The sequence below is a fragment of the Moorena producens 3L genome, from assembly GCF_000211815.1.
Lineage (GTDB): Bacteria > Cyanobacteriota > Cyanobacteriia > Cyanobacteriales > Coleofasciculaceae > Moorena > Moorena producens.
Genome location: NZ_GL890840.1, coordinates 37,881 through 57,239 on the forward strand (window position 1 = coordinate 37,881; position 19,359 = coordinate 57,239).

General features: G+C 44.5%; 13 protein-coding genes. 5 read left to right on the forward strand and 8 right to left on the reverse strand.

Annotation, left to right across the window (positions count from 1 at the left end; genetic code table 11):
• Positions 1–1,062: 1,062 nt before the first annotated feature.
• Both LYNGBM3L_RS06790 and hmpF read left to right on the forward strand, forming a co-directional pair.
• Positions 1,063–2,583, forward strand: a complete 1,521-nt coding sequence (locus LYNGBM3L_RS06790) for a group II intron reverse transcriptase/maturase (protein ID WP_008180688.1) — start codon at positions 1,063–1,065, stop codon at positions 2,581–2,583.
• 627 nt (positions 2,584–3,210) lie between these two features.
• Positions 3,211–4,974, forward strand: a complete 1,764-nt coding sequence (gene hmpF / locus LYNGBM3L_RS06795) for a pilus motility taxis protein HmpF (RefSeq protein WP_044492395.1) — start codon at positions 3,211–3,213, stop codon at positions 4,972–4,974.
• Positions 4,975–5,135: 161 nt separating this feature from the next.
• On the opposite strand, the gene tilS is transcribed toward hmpF, so the two are convergent.
• Positions 5,136–6,149 carry a tRNA lysidine(34) synthetase TilS gene (tilS, locus tag LYNGBM3L_RS06800; RefSeq protein ID WP_008180692.1) on the reverse strand — a complete coding sequence of 338 codons (1,014 nt, stop codon included), beginning with the start codon at positions 6,147–6,149 and terminating at the stop codon, positions 5,136–5,138.
• 115 nt (positions 6,150–6,264) lie between these two features.
• Between tilS and LYNGBM3L_RS48440 the strand changes: the two genes are divergently transcribed.
• Positions 6,265–7,125 carry an RNA-guided endonuclease InsQ/TnpB family protein gene (locus LYNGBM3L_RS48440; RefSeq protein ID WP_008180695.1) on the forward strand — a complete coding sequence of 287 codons (861 nt, stop codon included), beginning with the start codon at positions 6,265–6,267 and terminating at the stop codon, positions 7,123–7,125.
• 73 nt (positions 7,126–7,198) lie between these two features.
• Positions 7,199–7,501, forward strand: a complete 303-nt coding sequence (locus LYNGBM3L_RS50150) for an RNA-guided endonuclease InsQ/TnpB family protein (protein ID WP_008180697.1) — start codon at positions 7,199–7,201, stop codon at positions 7,499–7,501.
• Positions 7,502–7,758: 257 nt separating this feature from the next.
• On the opposite strand, the gene LYNGBM3L_RS33720 is transcribed toward LYNGBM3L_RS50150, so the two are convergent.
• The 4 genes from LYNGBM3L_RS33720 to LYNGBM3L_RS06830 form a co-directional block, all read right to left on the reverse strand.
• Positions 7,759–8,745 carry a KGK domain-containing protein gene (locus LYNGBM3L_RS33720; RefSeq protein WP_008180699.1) on the reverse strand — a complete coding sequence of 329 codons (987 nt, stop codon included), beginning with the start codon at positions 8,743–8,745 and terminating at the stop codon, positions 7,759–7,761.
• Positions 8,746–8,946: 201 nt separating this feature from the next.
• A complete protein-coding gene (ccsB, locus tag LYNGBM3L_RS06820) occupies positions 8,947–10,041 on the reverse strand; it encodes a c-type cytochrome biogenesis protein CcsB (RefSeq protein ID WP_008180701.1) in 1,095 nt (364 codons plus the stop codon).
• 140 nt (positions 10,042–10,181) lie between these two features.
• On the reverse strand, positions 10,182–11,720 hold the full coding sequence (locus tag LYNGBM3L_RS06825; protein ID WP_008180703.1) for an MBOAT family O-acyltransferase: 1,539 nt from the start codon (positions 11,718–11,720) through the stop codon (positions 10,182–10,184).
• Positions 11,721–12,010: 290 nt separating this feature from the next.
• A complete protein-coding gene (locus LYNGBM3L_RS06830; protein WP_008180706.1) occupies positions 12,011–15,136 on the reverse strand; it encodes a DUF1574 family protein in 3,126 nt (1,041 codons plus the stop codon).
• Positions 15,137–15,538: 402 nt separating this feature from the next.
• Here LYNGBM3L_RS06830 and LYNGBM3L_RS06835 point away from each other — a divergent pair, with 402 nt between their 5' ends.
• Positions 15,539–15,781 (forward strand): hypothetical protein, encoded by a 243-nt coding sequence (locus LYNGBM3L_RS06835; RefSeq protein WP_044492433.1) that lies wholly within the window; start codon positions 15,539–15,541, stop codon positions 15,779–15,781.
• A 58-nt stretch (positions 15,782–15,839) separates the two neighbouring features.
• Here LYNGBM3L_RS06835 and LYNGBM3L_RS06840 read toward each other — a convergent pair whose 3' ends face one another.
• The 3 genes from LYNGBM3L_RS06840 to LYNGBM3L_RS06850 all read right to left on the reverse strand — a co-directional run bounded on the left by LYNGBM3L_RS06840 (position 15,840) and on the right by LYNGBM3L_RS06850 (position 19,325).
• Complete coding sequence (locus LYNGBM3L_RS06840; RefSeq protein ID WP_008180709.1) at positions 15,840–16,877, reverse strand: pentapeptide repeat-containing protein; 1,038 nt, start codon at positions 16,875–16,877, stop codon at positions 15,840–15,842.
• Positions 16,878–17,242: 365 nt separating this feature from the next.
• The gene (gene hemB, locus LYNGBM3L_RS06845) at positions 17,243–18,265 is read right to left on the reverse strand and encodes a porphobilinogen synthase (protein ID WP_008180710.1); all 1,023 of its coding nucleotides are present in this window, start codon (positions 18,263–18,265) and stop codon (positions 17,243–17,245) included.
• A gap of 313 nt (positions 18,266–18,578) precedes the next feature.
• Positions 18,579–19,325, reverse strand: a complete 747-nt coding sequence (locus tag LYNGBM3L_RS06850) for a CmcI family methyltransferase (RefSeq protein ID WP_008180711.1) — start codon at positions 19,323–19,325, stop codon at positions 18,579–18,581.
• Positions 19,326–19,359: the final 34 nt, after the last annotated feature.

Here is a 19,359-nt window from a genome sequence, read left to right on the forward strand (position 1 = left end):
TAGGACTTTAAACACCATTGGATAGCATATAAGCATATAAATTAAGTATATTTATTTGAAAAAAAATGAGCGACGCATTCCCCGGAGACGAAACCTTAGACAGGCTCGCCTTATTTCATATAACTTAAACTTATGACTCACAGGCTGTCGCGCCTATCGCTCAACTGTCTTACGGTAACTTCTTTCACCTCGTTCAGGTGGGGGTTAGGAGCTCCAAAATGTGATATAATCGCATCATCTTGAGCGGTACGGCAAAGGAGAGAAAAGATTCTGAGCAACCCTGAGGCACGACCTCTCTACGATTGGGAAAATTAACCTATAAATCCTTTGTAGTCGGTTCATAAACGTCAGACTCTCAGGTAAAAGCTTCATTGAAGTGCGGCTCGTTCCAGCTAAGAGCCTTATTACATAAGGGGTATGAGCTGGGGGAAAGAAGGACTAAAAAACCTTCAAACCTAACTGACTGTTTGGATGGCGGTGAAAACCCGACCCCTTCAGGAGTGAAGTGACACCCGATCTGGCCACACCGAGACAGACGGCATTCTGTCAGAGTGACGCTGGCGACAGGGCGCAATCAGACATATTTCAGATGTATGACACTGGCGCTAATGGGAAGATGTCATGGGTAGATTAACGAAAGTCCTTAAAAAGTGTCTAAAAGCTAAGCCGCAATCTGATCGAGCCAAAGCGAGACTTCATCCTTTTATTCTCACGGTGTATTTTGAATGACAACCGTAAACTCCGAGAAGAGGATAGGCAAATTGGTTAGAAGTTACCGCAAGAATAGTGGAGCCTTTATAGTTAGTCGGCTATGGGTAAAAGGGTTAAAAATTTTGTAGTAAGGCTCCACTATTCTAAGGTTTCATCTCCGGACTGCCCTAAAACCTCATAACAATCTAACAGTCGGAACGAGTAAAAACGACAGCAACAAATGAGTCTAAGGAAAGGTCGAATCCTTAGTAAGTTATGCCAAACCTAATCCTCACTGTCGGGTAGGATGTAGCCGGAAACTGGCTACGGGTATTCAGAAAACACGAACTCTAGGAGAGCATAGGTAGACCCATGTCAAACAGATATAGCGACCTTTGGAAAGGACAAAAGTGGAAGAAACTCCGCCAAAATCTATTCCGCCTACAAAAGCGAGTGTTTAAAGCAGTTCGAGATGGCGACCTAAAGAAGGCGCGGTCACTCCAAAAACTGATTATGAAATCCCGTGCAGCACAACTTTTGGCAGTCCGTCAAGTGACACAGCTAAATAAAGGGAAAAAAACGGCGGGAGTTGACGGTAAGTCAAGCCTCAACTACCGGCAGAGATGGGAACTGGTAGAAACATTGAACGACTTTGCTTCGGACTGGAAGCATAGCCGACTCCGCGAAATCCCCATCCCTAAAAAGAACGGGAAAGTAAGGGTGTTGAAGATACCTACCATCGCTGATAGAGCATGGCAATGTCTAGCCAAATACGCTCTGGAACCTGCCCATGAGGCAACGTTCAGTGCCTATAGTTATGGATTCAGGCCGGGAAGAAGCGCACAAGATTCTCAGAAAATGCTATTCCTAAACCTGTGTTCGACTAAAAACGGCATACAAAAAAGAGTCTTAGAACTAGATATCAAGAAGTGCTTCGACCGAATAGCTCACACCACCATAATGAAGGAATTAATTGCACCTTCAGGCTTAAAATACGGGATATTTAGATGCCTAAAAGCAGGAACACATCCCGAATTCCCTGAGCAAGGAACTCCTCAAGGCGGTGTAGTTAGCCCGCTACTAGCAAACATAGCACTGAACGGAATAGAAGAATTAGACCCCAAAGTCAGAAGCATTAGATATGCCGATGACATGGTAATAATTCTAAAGCCAAAAGATAACGCTGAGAAAGTTTTAAATAAAATCAAAGCTTTCTTAGCAAAACGCGGAATGGAAGTCAGCGAGGAAAAAACCAAGCTAACTAAGACGACAGACGGGTTTGATTTTCTGGGGTGGTACTTCCGTGTCCAGAAAAACGGAAAATTTCGATGCATTCCCTCAGAGGATAATCATCGAAAAATACGTGAAAAAATCAAGCACGTAGTCAATAACTCGAACTATGGTGCCGAAATAAAAGCACAAAAAGTAGCCCCGATCGTACGTGGATGGAGAAACTACCATAAGAACTGCTATATGAGTAGTTCCAGGGATTCTCTATGGTTCATGAGAAATACGGCTCACCAGAAATTCCGCAAAGAAAAAAAGGTAAGTCGCTATAAAGCTACTGAACTATGTAAGAAAGCATTCCCGAAAGTAGGATACAGCCAAAATGAACACGTTAACGTTAAGGGGACTAAGTCACCTTATGATGGTGACCTAGTTTATTGGAGCAGAAGGAACTCGAACCTCTACTCAGATACTACCTCAGCAGCTTTGAAAAGGCAAAACCATTCCTGTGGATTTTGTGGACTAAGATTCCTAGAAGACGAGGATGTACACCTTCATCACATAGATGGAAACCACGACAACTGGAAATCAAAGAATCTAATAGCAGTACACAATAGCTGTCACCAGCAAATTCACTGGAGCACTCCTAAGGGAGAGAAGATCTAGGAGCCATATGAGGGGAAACTTTCACGTATGGTATGACAGGAGAGGTGCCCTCCTTAATCGGAGGCATCGACTCTAACTAAGCCCCATAGCGGAAACGAGGGGGAACATGCCAGCAAAAGTCCTGGATGTTCGGCGAGGATGCCGCCTGTCGCGAGGGATAAAACCTTGTAATCAAGACGGATACCCCCACCTCGCGAACGCAGGTGGGGGAAGCATTCAGTAGGGATTAGGCACAAGGGAAAAAAGTGATGGGGTAAGATGTTATGTTCAATCTAGAAAATTCGACCCTCTGGGTGGATAAAATCTATGGTTGGGGAAACTAGACCGGTTGGGGAAACTAGACTCCCCCTGTGGGAAGATTCCTAAGACTATCCTCATCAATCTATTTCTATTCTGCTCACCTTTATTGACTGGTAAATCAGGTCTGGGCAATACCTTAAAATAGGTTAAGTGTCTAAATATACTGACTGCCGTCATCCTTTAAAGGATTAATAGCCTTAAGGATCAAAACTAGGTCGGTTGACCAATAATCTCCGAAAATTACCATCCTGCAACCCCAAAGGGGTTAAGCGTTCAAATGTGTTAATCAAGAATTGGGCACAATAAAAGTAAAAGAGGACGATCAGTGTGCTGTATCTCGCAGAGGTAAGAAAGCAGAAAACTGGGTTTATGGGTAGAGCTCAGGCCGAACTTAAACTGCTGGCTTTTCAGCGGACTGACCAGAGTTGGAATAAGGTGTCTGGGGAGGAAGTGCTTCCGACAGAACAAGCCAATAACTTTGGTGATGGTGCGTTGGTGATTGTTAACCTGAGTGGGAATCGACAAATACAGGGAACAATCGAGGCAGCGGGGGGAAGGTTAGTCAATCTGTTGCAAAATTTCTCTCGCTTGCTAGAAAAGTCAAAAAACCAGGAAGAAGAAATTGAGCAGTGGAAGCAATCTTTGACCTATCAAAGTCAAGAACTCAACCGTCGCGAGATGGAAATGGAAGCGCGGCTTGAGCAGATGCAAACGATGGAGGAGGATTTTTCCAGAATAGAGCAACAACGCCAAGAACTGGAAAGTACTCAGGCAGAAACTGCTAAACTCAGACAAGAATTGGAGCGTAAAAGTAAGGAGCTTGAAGGTGCTTGGGAACAACTCCGGGGACAGCAGCTACGCTTAGAAGAGCAAGTTTCAGAGGGTCAATACTCTGTTGGTTTAGATGCTCAGCAGGCTGGTGTGATTCAGCAATTGCTCAATCGCTTATCAGGAGGATTAGAATCAACACAATCTGTCTGGGAACCACTGAATCAAGCCTTGGAAGTAGTCAAGCATCAGCATTCGGTGTTGGATACTCACTGGCAGCAGTTAAATGAACAGCGTCTATTAGCTCAAAAATTGGAAGCAGACGTTGAGGGTCACGGGGAGGAAGTCCAACATCAAACCCAAAAGTTACAACAATTACAAGCATCCTGTGAACAGGCAAACCGCGAAATGCAAGTGCAGCAAACCAATCTAGAGATCAAGCTCGAATCAGCTAGGATGGTGAGTCTGCAACTCCAAACTCAGCAAGAGTTATACCAAGAACTGGCTCGAATGGCAGCAACATCAGGGGATGTCAAGATTAGCCAAATGGTGGATATTGCAGCACTAGAAAAAATGCCCTTGGGTGAGTTACAGGATATAGTTCAGAATTTGCAGCAGGATTTGGAAAAAGTTGTACGCTTCGTCAATGACCAAGAAGAAGAACTAACACTCCAACACCAAGGGATTGAAGAACTACAAGAACAGATTAGGGTCGCTAGTGAGTATGATCGTATTAGTCTAGAAACCCAGTTAGCAGATGAGCAAGACCGTTACCAGATGCTGGACAGAACCTTGGTGGGTCAACGCCGGACTCTATGGGAACGAGAAGAAATTCTAAATCAGCACCTACGAGTGTTGCGACTGCGGCAAGGAATTGTGGATAGTAATGGTCAACAAAACCAGAAAATTGACTTAGGACCAATTTTGCTCGAACTAGAAGCACAGTGCAAACAACACTCAGATCAATTGCAACAACTAGAACGAGAAATTGAACAGATGCGCCTTAGGGTTAGCGAAGCTGAAGAATTGATGAATCAACAAACCCAAGAAAAGGATGCTAAGCTGGCTCAGGTAAAAAATTGGGAGGAAAGTTGGCTATCCAATCAGGTGAAGGTAGCTCAACTTTGGGGGAAAGTCGATATCTATGAAGAAACCCTACAGCCATTGCAAGATGCTCTCAATGAACTTCGACAGAAGCTGGAGGCGATCGCAAATGCTCTGAATCAAATCCAGGAAACAGGTGATTCTCAACAACAAGCGATCGCTCAAATATCCCAAATCATCAGTAGCTTAAGCCAATCTCCAGAGTTGGCAGCTTCTTAGGTTTAAGGTTTAATATTGAATGTTGAATGTTAGAATGTTGCTCCCCCAAGGCGATTCGTTGTAGGGTAGGTTGAAGAAGAAAAATTTATCAGAAACTAAGAGATAGAACTGTTTCATAGTTCATACTTTATAGTTAATCTTTATAGTTAATACTTCATACTTCATACTTCAGTATTAAGAATAATCCATTCTTCTTCTACCAAGGCTGTTACTCCACCAGGAAAGGATGACGTTCGAGAGCAGTTGGGAGCAGCAATTAAACCAGTCACGGCTTCGATTTGCTCAAAGCTGAGGGCTTTGGTTTGGTTTTCCTGAAGGAACTTCCGAATCACACGACGTTGCAGAGCTAGGGGAGCTTGCTGTAATACCAGACGATTCAATCGTGGAGGGCTATTGCTAGCAGGATCTTCCTCGACCGTAGGTACTGCCATGGCTTGCTTCTGGATTTGCTCAGCAGTGTTTTCCAGATATTCCACGTCTGCTCGCAAGATTTCAGCAATTTGGGACAAGGCTGTCTCAACTTGTGGGTTGAAATGGGTTTTTAAATAGGGGATTAGCTCTTGGCGGATGCGGTTACGGGCATAGTTAAGGTCTTGATTGTAAGCATCCACCCAAATGGACAGTTGCTGCTGCTCGCAAAACTGGAGAGTTTCGCTACGGGATGTGTCAAGTAGGGGACGCACCAGACGTACTCCAGGAGCAAGAGGTCGTTCCCAGGTCAAAGCTTGCAAGCCATCAGTCCCTGAACCTCTGATCAGGTTATAGAGGACTGTTTCAGCGCGATCGCTTTTTGTGTGACCAGTGACAACAGTGGCGTAACCTTGAGTTTGGGCAATGTCAATCAGGGCTTGATAACGCCACTGCCGCGCTGCTGATTCGCTCTTTTTCACTTCAGGGGCAATTCGTAGATGAAATGGAAGCCCCCAACTTTGAGCAATTTGCTGTACATGAAGGGAAATTCCCTCATCATAGGTCCAACGGTGGTCACAGTGGGCGATTCCTAGCTGCCATTTCCACTTGGGCTGTAAATCTAGCAGTAGTTTGCTTAGGCAAAGGGAATCTTGCCCACCGGATACGGCTACTAAAACCTGCTGATTCTTTGGTAGTAGCTTCTTTTGCCGCAGGGTTCTATGTAGCCGTGCATGAAGAGGTGTCCAACTCGGTATCTCAGACATTAGAGTGGTTATGAATAGTTATCCAAAACTTTGACCAAAAATTTGGGTCTCAAGCCCCGTCCTTCGTCCGACGGCTTTTGTGCTATAATATTACGTAGGGTTATCCCACGTCAAAATGATCGTCTTAGAATTTAAGGTCAAAGGGAATAAAACTCAATATGCTGCCATTGATGAGGCGATACGCACTGGTCAGTTTGTACGAAATAAGTGCATCCGTTACTGGATGGACAACAAAGGGATAGGACAAAAAGACCTGTATCGCTATAACACGTGGCTGAGATCTGAATATCCTTTTGTCACAGACTTAAACTCTCATGCCTGTCAAGCTTCGGTGGAAAGAGCTTATAGTTCAATTTCTAGGTTTTACGATAAGTGTAAAAAACAAGTCCCTGGCAAAAAGGGTTATCCCAAGTTTAAAAAGTTTTCTCGGTCAGTTGAGTATAAAACATCAGGCTGGAAACTTTCAGCTGATACCAAGTATATAAAATTCTTAGACAAAAAAGGTATCGGGAAACTAAAGCTTAAGGGAACCTGGGAGTTATGGCGTTACGACCAAAATTTGATTAAACGAGTTAGATTGGTTCGTCGCGCAGATGGCTATTATGTTCAATTTTGTGTAAAAGTTGAGATTAAAGAATCTCTAGATCTGTCCCATACCAATGTGGGACTTGATGTGGGTTTAAAAGAATTCTACACTGATTCAAAGGGAAACACAGAACCAAATCCAAGATTTTATCGTAAGGGCGAGAAACGGTTGAAATTTTATCAACGCCGAGTTTCTCGTAAAAATAAAGGCTCTGCTAACCGAAAGAAAGCCATTGATAGACTAGGTAGGCAGCATCTTAGAATAAGTAGACAACGTGAAGAACATGCCAAAAGACTGGTTAGAAGTTACCGCAAGAAGAGTGCAGCCTTTATAGTTGGTAGGCTATGCATCAAAGGTGGCAGGTTTTGTTGTAAGGCTGCACTCTTCTAAGGTTTCGTCTCCGGCACGTTGCGTAATCAGGTCTAACGACCTTGTCGCCTACGAAGATCTAAGAGTTAGGAATTTGGTTAAAAATCACTGTCTCGCCAAGTCTATTAATGATGCAGGTTGGTATCAATTCAGAAAATGGTTGGAACATTTTGGTACTAAGTTTGGTCGGATAACTGTTGCAGTTAATCCGGCTTTAACCAGCCAGAATTGTTCCCAGTGTGGTGAAGTTGTCAAAAAATATTTGTCAACTCGAACTCATACCTGCAAATGTGGTTGTCAATTAGACAGAGACCACAATGCAGCCATCAACATTCTTAAGAGAGCCTTCAGTACGGTGGGGCACACCGGAACTCGGATCCATGATCTGTTCGCGTAGCGTCGGCGAAAGCCGATACGCTTTGGGAGATCTGTCCTCTACTCTTCCTGACTCCGGTCTGGTTGAGCAAGACGGGTCGTTGAGCAAAGAATCCCCGTCCTTTTAGGCCGGGGAGTGTCAAATTTTGAATTTTGTAGGTCATGGATAGCCTAGAATCCTATAAATTCTAAACGCTCAAGGTTGTTAAAAGCTTTGAAATCGGCCTGTTCACTACGATGCTCCCATGTCAACATTTACCAATAGACTATTAGTTCAGCTTATTTAAGCTCATTCATTTCTTGCCAGACATCATCCATTAGGGAATTATCATCACCGTTTTCTGATTCCTCATCAAAGGAAATATCGTCCAGTTGAAACATATCTTCATCACTATCATCAGACATTTCACCGAGATCAAAATCATTACTACTGTCTGTTGATACTGCTGACAAATCCAGCAAATCTTCTTCCGCTGCTGTCGGTGATTCTACGAACTCTATATCTTCGTCAACACTATCGGAAAAGTCTCCTAAATCAAAATCATCTTCTTGACTAGTTGGGGTTTGTTCAAAACCAATATCTTCCTCACTTTCCGACTCACTATCGGAAAAGTCTCCTAAATCAAAGTCATCTTCAGTACTGCTTGGGGTTTCTTCGATAGCAATATCTTCCTGACTATCGGAAAAGTCTCCTAAATCAAAGTCATCTTCAGTACTGGTTGGGGTTTGATCGATAGCAATGTCTTCATCTGCATCAAGTGTTGGTTGAAGTTTCATCTCATCGGAGATAGCAGTTGAGGCATCTTCCTCCAGTGCTTCAGCTACTGATATTCCAGTAGCAGTCACAGCGGCTGTGGCTGCTCCAACTCCAAGCTCCAATCCAGAATCATTGCTAGTTTGTGGCTCTGGGAGGTCTGGCTGTTCTGCTACCTGGGTTGATGTGCTTTGCAATGTTTCACCACCAATAGCTGATATATCATCAACTTTATCCTGAGTCTCGACAAGGCAAAATTCTAGATTAAGTCTTACCTTGCCTTGCTGCCAGTCATTAGCAGCAAATTGCAACACTTCACAAGGAATACCCGATTCGCTAAACCAACTTTCCTGTTCTGGAGTCCATTCATCCCCTAAGACTTCTACCAATTTCTTTTTGATAGCAACTAAGAATTCACCGACCCTAAAGGTACGGTTACCAATAAAGATTTGAGCAGATTCATCCACTGATAGTACTTCACCAACAGCGAGTGGCTTGAACTGATTATCCACGACTATTTTCCCCGATCAAACTTTTCGATAAGCTTCCATGCCTAGAGGGCAGGAGTTTCATTGCCCAACCATTGAACTAACTATTCCTTTGAGGCAAAGGTCGGTTTCCTAGGGTTAATTCCCCGATGCCTCTAGGCATTAAAGCGGGTTTTCAGTAGAAGCAATTTAGGGCATGCACTCAATCACGGAAATATATAGTTCTTAGAAGAACCAGCCGTAGGAATGTAAGCCTTTACCCAATAGATTGACTCCCAGATAGCAAACCCAAACAACTAGAAGTCCTGTCCCTGCCAAAATTGCTGGTCGGCGTCCTTGCCAGCCACGGGTAATGCGGGCATGGAGATAGGCAGCAAACACTAGCCAGGTAATTAATGCCCAGGTTTCTTTTGGGTCCCAACTCCAGTATGAACCCCAAGCCTCGTTTGCCCAAACGGCACCGGCAATAATCCCAATGGTGAGCAGAGGAAACCCCAGCCCAATAATACGATAGCTGATATTATCGAGAGTGTCGGCAATACTAAGCCTCTGGGGTGAGAGGGTGGGTGCTGTGGATACCGATGGTAGGGGTGAGTCGGGGGTAGTTACTAAATCGAGCACTGCTGTAGTACTAGCTGCATTACTCTGTCCCAGTTCAGCTAAAGGGGATGAGGTATCAGAGGTAACTACAGCCTGAGAAATTGGATCATTACCGTTGCGCTGTAGTTTAAAATTGGAATTCCCTGGTAAGTTATTCGGTAAGTTATTCTTGCTGCGATAGCCACCAGTACCGACAGAACTTCCTCGCAGTTCCACGTTCTGACCACGGGTAATCACTAAAAATGCGATCGCTACCAGGGCACCTACCATCAGGGTAGCGTAACTAAGCATCATGATACTAACATGCATCATTAACCAATTGGATTTCAGAGCAGGTACCAATGGAGCGCTTTCCTGCATGTCTGGTGGTAGGGATAGAGCGGCAAACGCGGTAATTCCCATGGCGACTGGTGCAGTAGCCACCCCTACCAATCGGCTGCGACTCATGTTTTCAGCAATTAGGTGAACTGTGGTAATTCCCCAGGTCAGGAAAAACAGGGATTCATAGAGATTACTGATCGGGAAGTAGCCTGCCTCTAGCCATCTTGCTCCGAGTAAGGTAGCAGTGCAAAGGTTGGCGGTTGCCATCCCTGATATTCCTAAGGGTGACAAATAAGGAATTTTAGGAAAAGCGGCTCCTACCCAGTAAATTAACATCGTCACAAACAGGACGAAAAAGGAAATATTATCTAATTTGTTCTGGAGTGTAACCAGATCCATAAAGCGTTCTCTCTCAAGTCTTGTATAAAGCTTATATTATTGCAGCATTACTACTATCCTATCGGTTCGATGTGCCCCTTTTGATAGAGTGCTAGTGGGTTAGTGTGTGAGTTCGTCTTTAGGGCAGAAATAGTTTAAGTTCAAAAATCGAAATAAATGTAAGGCAGACCACTCTGAGGAGCAAACAACCAAACTACGTAGAGACCTACTGGTACCAACAACAACTTCACCGGCCAGTTGAGTTGTAATTTCAGACCCCTTCGGATACTGTAAACCCCAGCCATTGAGGCTGCTAAGCTAACTAACAGGAGAAGCACCCAGAAGCGTTCCATACCAATAGCGGTTAAGTAGACTTTTTGACCAAATTGGATGTCAGCTGGGTGACCCCAGAGATTCTGGATGACTAAACTGGCTTGTTTGAGATTGGGGATGCGGAAAAAAATCCAGGCAGTAAACACCATAAATTGGGTCAAAAACCAGCTTACCAAGACCCCTGACCAACTTTGCCACCAACGTTTTATCCCATCTCTATTTTCACAGAAAGCTTCGGTCAAGCGATGAAGGACTAAGGCTAGACCATGCAAGCCACCCCAGGCTACAAATCCCCAAGCTGCTCCATGCCAGATACCAATAATGACCATTACGATGAATAGGTTAACGCAGGTACGAGCAACCCCTTTACGGGAACCGCCCAAGGGAAAGTAGAGATAGTTACGGATCCAATCCCCTAGAGTGATGTGCCAGCGACGCCAGAAATCCGCAATGCTGATACTGAAATAGGGAAAATCAAAGTTTTCTGGAAGATTAATGCCCAGTAACACTGCACTACCACGGGCAATGTCTACATAGCCGCTGAAATCGAAATAGAGTTGTAAACCGTAGGCAAAGATAGCTAACCATAAATCTCCACTACCAGCCCGTTCTATATTGCCAAAACACAAATCAACAAAAATCCCAATGTGGTCGGCTAACAGTGCCTTTTTAATCGCACCAGATGTAATCAACCAAAGTCCTTCTGTTGCTCGATCAAGACTTGGAAATTGTAAGGTTTTAAGTTCAAGGGCAAACGGATGATAACGAGTAATTGGACCAGAAATAAGTTTAGGAAAAAACAACTTATAAGCAGCAAACTGGAGGAGATTACGAGTTGCTGGAGCCCCACGATAGACATCAATGAGATAAGCAATGCCCTCAAATATAAAAAACGATATTCCTAGAGGAACAATTAAGTTATCCCTAATCCAATTCGCCCCATCTTGGGCAATGGTAAAGTTGATGATTACTGCCAAATTTGACAACAGAAAAGGAATATACTTGAAGCCGAGCAAAAAGATAACATTTAGGAAAATACCTAGCCACAGTAGTCTTGACCGTCGGTTATTCCAAAAACTATCAGCCAATAGCCATTCTTCATTGGAGAGATGATAATTCGTAGCATGGGAACCAGAAACTGTATTCGTTCCAAGTGCTTGTCCAAAGTAAAAATTAATTAGGGTAATCAACACCAACAGGGGAATGTATTGGATTTGTAGTGAAGCATAAAATATTAGACTGCTACTTAATAAAACCAAAAGTTTTAGTTTGGGAGAACCTGTGGCAGCTGTAGAAGATTGCACCAACCAGTAGATTCCCAAAACTGCTAGCAAGAAACAGCTGTAGGTAATCGAAATAAATGACATTTTTTAAAGATCAAGGGTGAAGGATGTTTGCCTGATAGTGTGTAAGCATTCAGCTATCAGCCATCAGCATATGCCCGTAGCGCATATGCTTACATATCGTTTCCGTTTGAATAGTTATAGCGGTTTGCGTGTAGGTTAAGTATAATTACGAATCTTGACTACTGACTACTGACTACTGACTACTGACTACTGACTACTGACTACTTGTTGTTATTGTAATTAGCGCGGGTTGCAAACCGCTATATAATTATTGGTTGTTCGTTAATTTAAAACTGATTAATAATTAATTATTAATCACTAATGACTAATGACCAAGGCATCATTGGATCTTTAGCCAACTGCTTAGAAACTTGGTAAGCACCATAGCGGTTGAGATGGCTGGGGTCGGAAAAGTAGTCATGTTTAGTTAGCAACATCTTATTGAAATCTCGGAAAATCAATCCCCCTTCTAGATCAAAGTTGTACATGTATCGCTGAAATTGTTTATCATATTTGCTCCGCACTGGATCTAAATATTCTTTAGTCAGGGGTAGGTTGACCATAACGATACTAAGGTCATGCTTCTGGGCAAATTCCAGCAAATTTCTTAGGGCTTTGTCTTGCTGACCTCCTAGCTGAAAATACCGGTAATCACCATCATAAATACCGGGAACTTTAGGATGTTTCTGGTAGTAGGTAGCGGTGTTAAAACGAGTTGACAGGGGAAGGAAGCCATCAAAGTCAATTTTCCAGGTTGGGGATAATGTCTTTTGAGGCTTTTTGGCAGTCTCGGTTGTGTCTAGTTGGAGGAACTTTTCTAGGTCAACCAACTTTTCCCGTAACAGAGATTTGAGCTGGCTTCGGTGAGGATAAGTTAAGGAAATTTTGGCTATTGACTGATTTAGCCAGTCACTGATTAACTGATAACTATCATTAAAAACCTCTAGAGGTTGGTCTGTGGCATCTGTCGGTAATAGTGGTTGTTTAGTGCGGTTCGGAAAAACTCCTGCCATTAGAGCTTGGTAGCCTGGTGATGCGATAATCGAGTTGTAGGTAGCATCAACTCGACCATTGTTAAAGGCTCTGACCCCATCAGCCCAAATAATCAATTTAGGCAGTTGCTCCGGAGTTAAGACGCGCCGAACCATGAAGTCTACTACCTGAGCTGTGGCACCATTAACCCCAAAGTTAAACACGTCAATGCCAGGATAGCCCTGTTCTTCCAAGGCATTTTGGAGGGCAATGGGATCGATTCCCCGCATGGCTCTGGAACTGCCCATAATCAGTACATCAGGGATACCACTCTGAAGCAGGCGTTGTTGGTACAGAGCTAGCTTTTCATCTAACATCTGGTTATTGAATGAAGGATTGGGCGATCGCGCTGCAGCCAGCATGGCTGCCATGGTGGCATTGCCGTTTTCATTCACAATCACCATGGTATCCCCAGGAGCAGTAAACCCAGAGGTGTTGAAGTTTTCAGTCCCGAGACCCGCCCCTTTTTGCAAAGATATTTGGGGCAAAGCAATGGGTTTGGGTGATGAGTTCGTCACTGCCTTTACTTCTGCTGATGGTGAGGCTTGAGACTGTAGCAGCTCACTAAAGCGCCAATCTGTGATCAGTGTTAGTAGTAATCCTGCTACGCCCCATACCATGCCTACTGCTACGCCTTGGATAGACAATTTTCCCCTAGCCTGTCTCTTGTCTGAGAAGGCTGCCATGTCTTGGTTTTCTACAGTTGGTACAAATAGCTGAGAGTAGCATAGCAAACGCTGGAGTATGTAAACTAAACCATCAACTGCTCCTTTGAAACCCTGGTTGAGATCGTCGTGGGTTAGATCACGACGCAGTACTGGTTCCCCACTGGGAGTTACCAAATCACTCAGGTAGGCATCTGAGGCAGCAAACTCTGGGGTAGCTTCTGGGACTAGACGCTGTCGATGAACAAAATCAACTCCATAGTTCCAGGAGGGGGAGGTAGCACCAGCGCGACGTCCATAGAGCCGCAACCCAGTAATTTCCGACATAGCCAGCTGCTCTAGGAAGCGGGTAATTTTTCGAGTGACCTTAGATTTTCGAGGACAGACCGTTGCCTCGCTCATGATGTGCAACAAGTCTTGTTTACGGCGAATTTTTACCCTTACTCCACCTGTTACCAATCGTTGGTCAATGTCGGGATTAAGTAAGCGTTCCAACAAAAAGGTCAAGGCATCGTGATGCCCTGTTTGGGCTAAGGAATAGGTGGATTCTCCTAAACTCTGGTGGTCTGCTGCTGGTAAGTTGAGCCAGTGAATCCAGGCTGGGGATTCGGTTTCTGGCAGTAAGGAATTGTTGGCAGCTTGACCATTCTTTCCCAAGGGGGGTTGGAGAGAGTCAGCTTCCTGAGACAGTAAGGTTTGACTAGGGAACTGACTTGACTCTACACCATAAATAGTGGCACCCTGGATACCTTGAGGAGCGATTAAATCGAGTATTGAGGCAATGGTACTGACTAAGGTTTCTTTTTCTGGGGCAATAGTTTTTCGGCGGTGGATGAAGCTAGAAAATACATGTAGGGTGGTTTCTTTAAGAATGGCTCTAACGGTTATTCCTACCGCTGCTAACCCCTGATTTAATAACCGCTGGATTGCTTCTACATCTCCCCAACGAGCCCATTCCTTGAGGACTTCTTCTGGAGGGGTCAAATCTACTCGCAGCTTCCAATCAGGAGTGGCTTCGCCACTTACCTGAAAGCAAATCAGGGCATCTCGAAACCCTTTGAGTTGCAAGGAATGTAACCGGTCGATGATGGGCTCAGATAGTAAGGAGGGATCGGGGCTGTAGTTAGAATTACAAATTATCCAGAGCCGTCGGTTAGGGGGTGAAGGGTGAAGGTTAGTTTGTTTAAGGTTAGAACTTGCCCCGGAAAATCTTCTAGCTTTGGAATCTTGGTGTTGGATCCGGACTTTAACACTGACACCTAGGTAACTGAGGGATTCACTGAGATAACGAGCGATCGCATCTGGAGAACCAGAACGGGCAAGACTTTCGTTTGAGACAGTTAAGTCCGCATCAGTATCAGTGGTTATGGCGTCGAAAGACGTCTGGGAAGATTGGTTAGAAGCATTAGTGGCATCATCGGTCGGTAGTTTGATAGCGATTTGCTTAATCCAGTCTGGACGCTTCTGCCCCACTCGACGCCCATAAACAATTATTTGATAGATCGGGTTTGCTAAGTCTAGGGGAAACTGAACTTCTCCCTGTTGCAGTTTCAGGGCTTTGATAAGGCGGTTGACTAACTTATTGGCTTCTACTCCCTGAGGGTGTTCACACAGAATGTGCAAATTGTTCCCTCGCAAACGGATTCGTATGGATAACCCAGGTTGCCTAATGGCACAATAAGCCCACTTGGCAAGGGAGGGCGGAGGAGCTTTTGGGAGACTCTGATCGACATCCAACATCACAAATTGATTAACTGGACTGGTAACGGAGGAATGATTTCTTCATATCTTAGATGCTCGCCTTGATTTAAGCACAATTTTCTGAAGACTACTTATTTGTTGGGCAAATAAAATTCATTTAGCTGACAATAGAGGTTGAAATCCTCAGCAGCCCAGACTCTAAAACAGGGGGGCTACACAAATGAACGCTGACAAAAGCAGCTTTGAGACTCAGTAGGTAAATCCCAGGTAATATTGGAGTCAACAGGACTTACGCCAAACTGGGAAACGCCCTTATCTAGTAGTCTCAGGAGGGAGACCCTACAAATAGATAAAAATCGAGTTACTGTGGAAGTCTGGCTCTTGTGCCCCGATGTGAAATTTTTGGCTTTGTTTAGTTCATTTGTACTAAAAATAACCCAGATGTCTTCTTCTCAACCAGAAATACCAGAAATCAGGTCAGCAGACCTGTTTAATTTAGAAATGCCCACAAAATTCTTCGTAAGTCTAGGGACTGCTCCAATGCTTTTAGGTATACTCTCAATACAAGCTATGGGTTCATGGTTAGAAGCTACAGGTATTAGTAGTGAGGAAGTGTTTCGAGGGCAGAGATTGCCTGTTCTCCCTTTCCCAGATTTGGAAAGGGATGATCAAGATGATCAATAGTTTAAATTGACTTCAAATTTGCTGTTGTTTTTGCTATGGATGTACTACAAAGTTGCTCCTAGTCGTGGATACTGCCATCGGGCAAAACTGCCCCCCTTAGGTTTGCCCCTGTCAGTTTCACCAAAAGCTTACCATTAGAACCCACTTTAGCTCCACTCAAATCAGCTCCACTCAAATCAGCTCCACTCATGTCAGCTCCAATCAGATTAGCCTCTCGTAAGTTAGCATTACTGAGGTTAGCTTGAAATAAATTGGCTCTAAAGAGATTAGCACCTTCGAGGTTAGCCCCGGCAAGATTAACCCGATGGAGAAAGGCATCTTTTAGGTTAGCTTGACTTAAGTTAGCGGATTGGAGATTCCGATTTGAGAAGTCTCTTTCTTTGAGGTCTGCTCCCCTAAAATCAGCACCACTCAAGTCAGGAGGGGCTTTGGGAGCCCGAGATTGAGCGGTCGTGGATGGCTGGGTTCTAGAGTTACCAGGGGGCTGGGCAGTCCGAGCTTGGGCTGGAGTAGTCCGAGATTGAGCCGTCGTGGATGGTTGGGCTCTAGAGTCAGCAGGGGGCTGGGCAGTCCGAGCTTGGGCTGGAGTAGTCCGAGATTGAGCGGTCGTGGATGGTTGAGCTCTAGAGTTACTGGGGGGCTGGGCAGTCCGAGGTTGAGCGGTCGTGGATGGTTGGGCTCTAGAGTTACCAGGGGGCTTGGGAGTCCGAGGTTGAGCGGTCGTGGATGGTTGGGCTCTAGATCGTTCTGGTTGTTTGTATTTGTAATAGTTTGGTGGGTTTGGCTGGGGTGATGGTGGTGGTTTTGGTCTTGGATTTGGATTACGATAATTCCGATACGGTGTTCTGCCCCTAGCTTGTGTTTGTGAAGCAGTGGGTAAGGTCTGATGCGATCGCAATTTTTCTCGTGCCTGATTGAGTAACTTAAGTTTTTCTTCAGCTTTTTGCTTGAGGCGAGGATTATCCTCAGGCACACGATCGGGATGCCAAATAAATGCCAAATCCTTGTAAGCCTGGTTCACTTCTTCCGGTGATGCTCCAGGCTCCAGTTCAAGAACTCTATAGCATTGCTCTAGCTCATTTTGCTTCACCACCATATTATGTGTAACCTAGCGACTTTTCCTTTCTCGACTCTAGACTATCAACTATAGGCTTGCTTGTGTTGTTCCCTATAGTCTAAAGACTACAGCCTAGGTAAGCATTCAGCTATCAGCATTCAGCTATCAGCATTCAGCTATCAGCATTCAGCTATCAGCATTCAGTTACAAGCTATCAGCCATCAGCTAATGCGCTACGCGCACGCTTGGCCAAAGGCCACGCTGCTTGAGGTGCGAACAGCTATCAGCTATCAACCAAAGGCCAACGGCTGACCGCTGACTGCTGACTGCTGACTGCTGATAACTGACCGCTGATAACTGACCGCTGATAACTGACCGCTGACCGCTAACTACGGTTCAATGCCTTACTGCAGGATTGTAGCTACTTCTTTGGCAAAATAGGTCAAAATTAAGTCAGCACCAGCCCGCTTCATGCTAGTCAGGGTTTCCATCATGACTTTTTTCTCATCAATCCAACCATTCTGACCGGCTGCTTTAATCATGGCGTACTCACCACTAACATTGTATGCAGCAACGGGTAAATTAGTATGCTGTCTAACCCGGTGGATAACATCCATATAGGCTAACGCTGGCTTAACCATGACCATATCTGCCCCTTCTGAGATATCCAAGTCAATTTCTTTGAGGGCTTCAAGGGCGTTAGCGGGATCCATTTGGTAAGTCTTCTTGTCACCAAATTTAGGAGCTGAATCTAGGGCATCCCGGAATGGACCATAATAAGCGGAGGCGTATTTAGCGGAATAGGCCAGAATTCCGACATCAGTGTAGCCTTCACCATCTAGAGCTTTACGAATTGCACCAATGCGTCCATCCATCATGTCGGAAGGCGCAACCATATCTGCCCCAGCTGCAGCTTGAGATAGGGCCATTTTTATCAATACTTCCACGGTGGCGTCATTTAGGATAGTGCCATCTTCGGTGACAATGCCATCATGACCATCACTGGAAAAGGGATCAAGGGCGACATCGGTAATCACCACTAGCTCTGGAACTTCTTGCTTAATTGCTCTGATAGTGCGTTGGATTAATCCATCAGGGTTGTAGCTTTCAGTACCGGTAGCATCCTTTAAGTCCTGGGGGATGAGGGGGAAAAGTGCGATCGCATTAATCCCCAGTTCAAATGCCTCGGTTACTTCTTTGAGCAATAAGTCCAGAGAATAGCGGTAACACCCTGGCATGGACTTAACCTCTGGTTTTAGACCCTGACCTTCCATCACAAATACTGGATAAATCAGGTCATTAACCGTCAGTTGAGTCTCTTGGACCATCCGACGAAAGGCTGCTGTACGGCGCAGACGTCGAGGCCGATGGGTTAATTGGAGTTGGTCAGAAGCTATTGACTTGTCGATCAAGTTGGGTAAGGACATAGTGAATCCGGTAGTAGATGTGAACTTGAGTTAAGTCTGTTAAATTCGTGAAGTTCATTATCAAGCATTTTGGTTTCAAAAATTATTCTGCGCAATAAAACTTTGATTTTGCCGGTTTACTTGACTAGTGACGGTGGCTTATCAGCAATTAAGGTAGTGGTTACTTAACGGGAGTAAGGGATAATAGGGTGATCGCTCTGGGGGCAGATCAGCTGCTAGATTTACTGGCAGGACTTCCGCCAAGCTGGACTGGAAACGTTATAACTAGTAGGGTATGTTATTAATTCACCCTACTGGACTGACACCTTTGAATTCAAACTCTTTTGAGAATAGAATTCCAGTTTTTTGACCCGTTGTAGCCGTACATATCCTGATAGTAGGTATCTATCAGATACTCGTCTTCGTGGTTTTGCAACCAATCCCTCAAATCCTTCAGTTTCCGCGCTCCTTCCTCAACTTCGGCAGCATCATCCCAGTGTTTGCGCCAATAATCCCACATTGATTGGCTCGTGTCCTCGACAATTAAGTAGTCTCCACTCTGAAAGCCATTTTGATGAAAATATTCTAGGATACCAACCAGATTGACGTGGGAGTCTTCAATCAGCAACCAAGGATGAGGCAGATCCCAAAGCATTTGACTAGGAAAGGTAGCAGCCAAGTCATTGGAATCTCCCTGCAAAAAATGCACCCGAGAGTCTTGTTTTGCTACCTCGTCTAAAAGGGAGAGATCGATATCCATCGAATAGACTCTACCTTTTATGCCAAATAGTTCCAAATGATCCGCCAACCAAATGGCACTTCCTCCGTTAAATGCACCAAGTTCGATAATCGTTTTTGGTTGGAGTTCGTGGATTAATATAGGGTAAACCCCAATTTCGGTTACGGACTTATTCAGAATTATCCCTTTCCAAGTCTGTAACATGGCATTTTCCAGCAGAGGAATCCAAGCTTCAACAGGAATATCGCATCGATCTGTTCGTTCTGAGATTTTAGCGAATCGGTTGGGTTTTAACCGTTGATTATGGTGTTGTTTTTCTTGGATAACAGTTTTATAATCCATAATTATTGTTTTAACAACTTTATTGGCAATCCTT